Below are 6,292 nucleotides of genomic sequence, written 5' to 3' on the forward strand. Positions count from 1 at the left end.
GCGACCGCATTCAGGCAGCCGCGCGTCCTGCACCGCTGGAGTCCGGGGATGGTCGCCCGGTCGAGCGCCGAGCCGTCACCGCAAGAGCACGCCCCGCCGACGGTCAAAGCACCGCCCCTTCCCTCCCGGACGACCTTAGCCGCTCGTTACCGTCTCCGAACGGAATGAATGGTTCTGTTCTGATATGATGAGAACAGAACGATCCGTTCCGTTGAGGAGGGCGTCATGGGTGGTGCCGGTGAGATCCGGCCGTTCCGGATCGAGGTTCCGGAGGCGGAACTGGATGATCTGCGGGAGCGGCTCGGGCGTACGCGGTGGGGGGCCGCGGCGCCCGGGGAGCCGTGGGAGCGCGGGGTCCCCGTCGAGTACCTGCGGGAGCTCGCCGAGTACTGGCGGACCTCCTACGACTGGCGCGCGCATGAGGCCGAGCTGAACAAGATCCCGCAGTTCATCACCGAGATCGACGGGCAGCCGATCCACTTCCTGCACGTCCGCTCGCCGGAGCCGGACGCGCTGCCGCTGCTGCTCGTCCACGGCTGGCCCGGGTCGGTCGTCGAGTTCCTCGACATGATCGGCCCGCTCACCGATCCCCGCGCGCACGGCGGCGGCCCCGCCGACGCGTTCCACGTCGTCATCCCGTCCATGCCCGGGTTCGGGTTCTCCGGGCCGACCCGGGAGGCGGGCTGGAGCACCGACCGCGTCGCCCGCGCGCTGGCCGAGCTGATGAGCCGGCTGGGCTACGAGCGGTACGGGACGCAGGGCGGCGACATGGGCGCGTTCGTCGCGCCGGAGCTGGGCCGCATCGACGCGGGGCGCGTCGTCGGGGTGCACGTGAACGCCGCGACCTACGGGTTCATCCCGTACGGCGAGGTGTCCGACGAGGAGAAGGCCGGGCTGGACGACCGGGAGCTCGCGCGGCTGGAGCGGCTCGCCGGCTGGACGGCGGACGGCAGCGCCTACTTCCAGATCCAGGCGACCCGGCCGCAGACCCTGGCCTACGGGCTGACCGACTCCCCCGCCGGGCAGCTCGCGTGGATCGTGGAGAAGTTCAAGGAGTGGACGTACCCATCCGACGCCCTGCCCGAGGCCGCGATCGACCGGGACCGGATGCTCACCGACGTCATGCTCTACTGGCTCACCGACACCATCGGCTCGGCCGCCAACATGTACTACGAGAACATGCACGCGGCCGGCGGCTGGGACACCGCGCCCCCGACCACCCCGACCGGGGTCGCCGCGTTCGCCGAGGACATCGCGATCCGCCGGTACGCCGAGCAGGGCAACAACATCGTCCACTGGTCCGACTTCGACGAGGGCGGCCACTTCGCGGCGATGGAGCGGCCCGATCTGCTCACCGGCGACGTCCGGGCGTTCTTCCGCCCGCTCCGCTGACGGCCCCGCAACCGGATGACCGCCCGGCAGGACGGGCGGTCATCCGGAGTCTCCGGCCCCTTCGTCGATCAGACGGCTCCTAGGATCCGCCCTAATTCGCGGAGACGTGGGGGAACGAGTGGTGCTCGTGGGCGACGACCCAGCGGCCGTCCTGCTTGCGCAGGCCGAGGGTCAGGCGCAGCCGGTTGTCGGGGTCGGTCTCGAACTCCTCCTTGGTGCCGCACCGCAGCAGGGCGTAGGCGAAGGCGACGTCATCGCCCGCGATCACGTCCAGCGACTCGATCTCGAAGGCGGCGCCTTGGGCCTGCCACTCGAAGAAGGGCGGCCACGTCCGGCGGTAGTCGTCCAGCCCGCGCACTCCCTCGTAGGGCGGCGGGACGTCGAACATGACGATGTCTTCGGCGTGGTCCCGCAGGACCTGGTCCATGTCGCCGATGTGGACCGCCTCGGCCCAGCGTTCGATAAGAGCGCGGATCTGTTCCTGGTCGGTCTGCATTGTCGTGCCCTTCCGGCTCGTTTTTGTCCGTCGGGACTACAACCCGGGCCGGGCCGCGAAATCATCGCGGCGGGCCGGCCAGTTCCATGGGAAGGCCGAACAGGGAGAAGTCGGCGTCCAGGAAGGACACGACCTCGGAGATCCGGGGGCCGCGCAGCACGAGCAGGTCCAGGCCCGCCGGGATGTACGACGCCTTGGCCTCGTCCCACATGTAGGTGCCGAAGGCGAGCTGCCCGTTCGCCCGCGCCGGCAGGAAACGCCAGCGCCCGGTCAGCGGGCCCTCGACCAGGAAGGCGCGGATGCCCGCGTGCCCCTCGTACCAGGCGGCCAGCGGCGGCATCGAGTACCTGGCGTCCTCGGTGAGCATCGCCACGATGGAGTCGACGTCCCGCGCCTCCCACGCCGCCATGTACCGGCGGACGACGTCCCGCTGCGCGGCCTCCCCGATCGCGTCCAGCGTCCGCTGCTGGCCGGTGCGGGGGACGGACTTCCGCGCCCGCTGCAACGCGCTGTTGACCGCGGCCGTCGTCGTGTCCAGGACGTCGGCGGCCTCGCGGGCGCGGTACCCGAGCACATCGCAGAGCAGCAGGGCGGCCCGCTGAACGGCGGACAGGTGCTGCAGAGCGGCGACGAACGCGATCTCCACGCTCTCCCGCGCGAGGACGCGGGCCTCCGGATCGAGGTCGTCCGTCCAGGCCATCCACCGCCCGGGGTACGGCTCCACCCACGCCGTCTCGACCGCCGGTGCGCCCGCCGGGCTCATGTCGGTGGGCAGTTCCCGCCGCCCGCGCCGCTCGATCAGCGTCAGCGCCCGGTTCGTCGCGATCCTGTAGAGCCAGGGCCGGATCGATCCGCGCGCCTCGTAGCCGCCAAGGCTCCGCCATGCCCGGTCGAGGGTGTCCTGGACGGCGTCCTCGGCATCGTGGACGGAGGCGAGCATCCGGTAGCAGTGCGCCCGCAGCTCGTCCCGGAAGGGCTCGACGAGGCGGCCGAACGCCTCCCGGTCGCCGTCCTGGGCGGCCAGCACCAGCTCGGCCTCGGCAGTCGGTTCCCCCTGGTCCATGGCACGAGTATGGCCGACCGGACGGCCCTCCCAGGCTGATCGTCGCATCCATCGCGCCGGCCGCGGCGCGGCCGGGTCAGAGCCAGCCGAGTTCGGTGGGCTGGGGGAAGCCGCGGTGCCAGAGGCCCCAGGCGGTGAGCGCGACGAACGCGGGCGCGAACGCGGGGATCAGGGTACGTCCGAGGTGGTGCCGCGTGCGCAGGCCCCACACGGTGAAGGCCGCGGCGACGAGCAGGCCCATCAAGGCGGTGCCGCCTTCGAGGGAGTTGGTGGTCCAGGTGACGGCGACGAGGAGGGCGAGGACCAGCGCCGGGAGCGGGGGCGGGGCCGGGCGGCGGGCGAGGGCGCGGGCGAGGGCGGCGACGACGAGGGCGGCTCCGGCGTACCAGATGTAGTGGCCGGCCACCTCGTCCCACAGGTGGACGACGGCGATTCCGGGGGTGTCGTTGCCGACGGAGTTGGCGGCGAGGTGGATGCCGTGCCCCTCGACGTAGGTGATGGCGCCGACGAGGTAGAGGACCCAGCCGCGGTGGTCGGCCCGGCCGGCGTGGAGCGCGGCGGCGGCGGTGAGCAGGACGGCGTAGGGGGTGAGGACGTCGGCCCAGTCGGCCCAGCGGGTGTCGCCGACCGTGCCGAGCCAGGCGAGGCCGAACCCGATGTGGTGGGTGAGGCCGTAGGCGAGGGCGCAGGCGGCGAGCCAGCGCCGCGCGCGCCGATCGGCGTCGGTGGGCGCGGCCGTAGTCGAGGTCATGCGTCTCCGTTCCGGTGGGTGACCATCATGGCGGAAAACGGGAACTGCCCGTGATCAAGCGGCCGGGCCCTTGTGTTAGCCGGGTACCTCATGGCGCACTTCACCGGAGAGTCGGCGAACGGCGAGCAGATCTACCTCGCCCACAGCGACGACGGCCTGCACTGGACCGACCTGAACAACGGCTCGCCCGTCCTCGTCTCCACGGTCGGCACGCGGGGCGTCCGCGACCCCGTCGTCGTCCGCTCCCCCGCGGGCGACCGGTACTGGATCATCGCGACGGACCTGCGGATCGCCTCCGGCACCTCCTGGGACGACGCCGCGAACCGGGGCAGCACCTCGATCGTGGTCTGGGAGTCCGGTGACCTGGTGAACTGGTCGTCGCCGCGGCTGCTCAACGTGGCGGGCGCCATCCCGGGGGCCGGCAACGCGTGGGCGCCGGAGGCCATCTACGATCCCGCGGCCGGGGGCTACGTCCTCTACTGGGCGACGAACTCCACGGTGAACGGGATAAGGAAGCACCGCATCTGGTACGCGCGCACCACCGACTTCCGCACGGTCACCGCGCCGCAGATCTACATCGACCGCCCCAGATCATCGAGGTGCCGGACCGGACCGGCGGGTGGCGGTACTACCGGGCCTCCGGTGACGGCCAGCTCACCATCGAGGCGTCCAACTCGATCCTCGGCTCGTGGACGCGGCTCGGAGACCTGTCGCACCTGGGCCTCACCGGCGGCGACGTCGAGGGGCCGATGTGGGCGAAGTTCAACGACCGCGACGAGTGGACGCTGTGGCTCGACCAGTACGCCACCGGCCGCGGCTACATGCCGCTGACGTCGTCGAACCTCGGCAGCACGCGCAACTTCGCGCGGCCTGGCGGCTACGACCTGGGCGGCACGCGCAAGCGCCACGGCTTCGTGCTGAACCACCTGCTCCGCCTCGACCCGATCGGCGACGCCGTGGCCAGGGGCGACGCAACCTTCCGCGTGACCGGCTGACGCCGGGGGCGAAATGCAGAGGGGACCACGCCGGTCGCGGCGTGGTCCCCCGGAAGCGCGGCGGGGTCAGCAGAGCCCGCGCGGCTTGGAGGTCCTGCAGTGGTTGGCGCGGAACTTGTTGGTCCGGCTGCCGCTGTTGTCGAGCAGGTCGTACGGCGCGTTGCCGAGGACGCGGTTGGCCTCGACGACGTTGAAGCGGGCCGGCCGGTTCTGCGGCGGGACCCCGCGGAAGAGGACGATGCCGCCGGAGTAGGGCAGCCTGCCGCGGTTGTACGTCACCTCGTTCTTCTTGATGCTGTTGTGGTCGCCGCCGAAGAGCAGGATGCCGGTGCCCTTCAGCGCCGGGACCGGGCCGTACGGCCGGCAGTTCCGGTTGTTCTTCGAGATCTTGTTCTTCCAGAGCGCGTTGTGGCCCTGCCCGCCGGGCTGGCCGTCGTCCACCAGCAGGACCCCGGCGCAGTTGCCGACGAACGTGTTGCCGTAGGCCTTGACGTTGCGGGCGTGCCGGATCAGCAGCCCCATCGCGTTGCCCGAGGCGTGGTTCTCCGCGACGACCGTGCCGTGCGCGTTGGCGATGTCCCCGACGTACAGGCCCGCGTGCTCACCCGAGTGCTGGACCCAGTTGTGGACGAAACGGCCGCGGGTGGAGCTGAACTCCGCGATGCCGTACTCGCCGTTCCTCTTGGCCAGGACGTGCTCCACCGTGAGCCGGTCGGTGTGGAGGCCGAGAACGCCGGTCTCCCTGAAGTGCTGGACGCTGAGCTTCTTGACGGTCACGTTCCGGACCGGGTGCCCCGCGCGGCCGATCACGCAGATGCCCATTCCCGGCTGCCCGGCCTTGGCGCAGTAGTCGTTGCGGCCCGGGCGCAGCACGGTCTTGTTGCCCGCGCCGCGGATCGTCAGCGGCTTGCGGACGAGGACTCCCCCGTCATAGCGCCCCGCCTTGAGCTGGATGACGTCGCCGGGCCGAGCCTTGTTGACGGCCTTCTGGATCGAGCGCCCCGGCTTCACCACGTGAATCCGCGCGCCCGTGGCCGCGTGACCGGCCGGCATGAAAGCCGCGAACGCGACCGCCGTGCCGAGCGAGACCGCGAGAGTCCGCCTCATCCCTTTTCCCCCGTTTCTAATGCTGCCGACTGGAAATCGCCCGCCCTCTGTCGTGGCCGGGCAATTCTTCGCCCATCCTGGACCGCCCAGGTGATGCGATGCGGGCGGGAAAGGTAAACGGCCGGGAAGCGGCCGCGATTTTGCCTTCCCTTTCGAGAGCGCAGACGGCTTCGGGGAAACCCGCCGGACAACCGGCGGGCGCGGTCGTGCGTCTCAGCGGAAGCGCGAACGTCCATTCGGGGCGAGCAGGACCACCAGGACGTACGCCGCCGCGAGCATCGAAATGAACAAAAAGAGCATCACCGGAGACGGCCCGCCCAATGGGGCGCGCAAAGGTCCCGTGAATGCCGCGCCGCCGAGCACGATCCAGAGCGCCTCGTAGACGACGGCCCCCGTGTGCACGCCGCGGCCGCCGGAGGGGAGGCGCGCGGCGAGCACCAGCCCGGGCACGGCGAGCAGCAGCAGGGGCAGCGAGAAGAGCACCGGGA

6 protein-coding genes and 2 pseudogenes are annotated in these 6,292 nt (G+C 71.3%); 3 read left to right on the forward strand and 5 right to left on the reverse strand.

Going from position 1 to position 6,292, the window contains the following annotated elements; genetic code table 11:
- Positions 1–225 precede the first annotated feature (225 nt).
- Entirely contained in the window at positions 226–1,392 is a 1,167-nt protein-coding gene (locus IEZ03_RS00570) for an epoxide hydrolase family protein (protein WP_184883078.1), read from the forward strand.
- Between the two features lie 91 nt (positions 1,393–1,483).
- On the opposite strand, the gene IEZ03_RS00575 is transcribed toward IEZ03_RS00570, so the two are convergent.
- The 3 genes from IEZ03_RS00575 to IEZ03_RS00585 form a co-directional block, all read right to left on the reverse strand.
- Positions 1,484–1,888 carry a nuclear transport factor 2 family protein gene (locus IEZ03_RS00575; protein WP_184883076.1) on the reverse strand — a complete coding sequence of 135 codons (405 nt, stop codon included), beginning with the start codon at positions 1,886–1,888 and terminating at the stop codon, positions 1,484–1,486.
- Positions 1,889–1,949: 61 nt separating this feature from the next.
- A complete protein-coding gene (locus IEZ03_RS00580; RefSeq protein ID WP_184883074.1) occupies positions 1,950–2,951 on the reverse strand; it encodes a sigma-70 family RNA polymerase sigma factor in 1,002 nt (333 codons plus the stop codon).
- A gap of 76 nt (positions 2,952–3,027) precedes the next feature.
- On the reverse strand, positions 3,028–3,702 hold the full coding sequence (locus IEZ03_RS00585) for a hypothetical protein (protein WP_184883072.1): 675 nt from the start codon (positions 3,700–3,702) through the stop codon (positions 3,028–3,030).
- Between the two features lie 90 nt (positions 3,703–3,792).
- Here IEZ03_RS00585 and IEZ03_RS39000 point away from each other — a divergent pair.
- Positions 3,793–4,233, forward strand: a pseudogene (locus tag IEZ03_RS39000) (glycoside hydrolase family protein); the annotation flags it as partial.
- 68 nt (positions 4,234–4,301) lie between these two features.
- Positions 4,302–4,697, forward strand: coding sequence for a glycoside hydrolase family protein (locus tag IEZ03_RS37375; protein WP_229807886.1), 396 nt, complete (start codon positions 4,302–4,304; stop codon positions 4,695–4,697).
- Positions 4,698–4,763: 66 nt separating this feature from the next.
- On the opposite strand, the gene IEZ03_RS00595 is transcribed toward IEZ03_RS37375, so the two are convergent.
- Positions 4,764–5,804 carry a right-handed parallel beta-helix repeat-containing protein gene (locus IEZ03_RS00595; protein ID WP_184883071.1) on the reverse strand — a complete coding sequence of 347 codons (1,041 nt, stop codon included), beginning with the start codon at positions 5,802–5,804 and terminating at the stop codon, positions 4,764–4,766.
- Positions 5,805–6,017: 213 nt separating this feature from the next.
- Positions 6,018–6,292, reverse strand: a pseudogene (locus tag IEZ03_RS00600) (hypothetical protein); the annotation flags it as partial.

It is taken from the genome of Actinomadura livida, from assembly GCF_014648675.1.
Taxonomy (GTDB): domain Bacteria; phylum Actinomycetota; class Actinomycetes; order Streptosporangiales; family Streptosporangiaceae; genus Spirillospora; species Spirillospora livida.

Coding starts and splice junctions, on each gene's coding strand:
- IEZ03_RS00570 (WP_184883078.1), top strand. CDS start 226: ATGGGTGGTGCCGGTGAGATCCGGCCGTTCCGGATCGAGGTTCCGGAG.
- IEZ03_RS00575 (WP_184883076.1), bottom strand. CDS start 1,888: ATGCAGACCGACCAGGAACAGATCCGCGCTCTTATCGAACGCTGGGCC.
- IEZ03_RS00580 (WP_184883074.1), bottom strand. CDS start 2,951: ATGGACCAGGGGGAACCGACTGCCGAGGCCGAGCTGGTGCTGGCCGCC.
- IEZ03_RS00585 (WP_184883072.1), bottom strand. CDS start 3,702: ATGACCTCGACTACGGCCGCGCCCACCGACGCCGATCGGCGCGCGCGG.
- IEZ03_RS00595 (WP_184883071.1), bottom strand. CDS start 5,804: ATGAGGCGGACTCTCGCGGTCTCGCTCGGCACGGCGGTCGCGTTCGCG.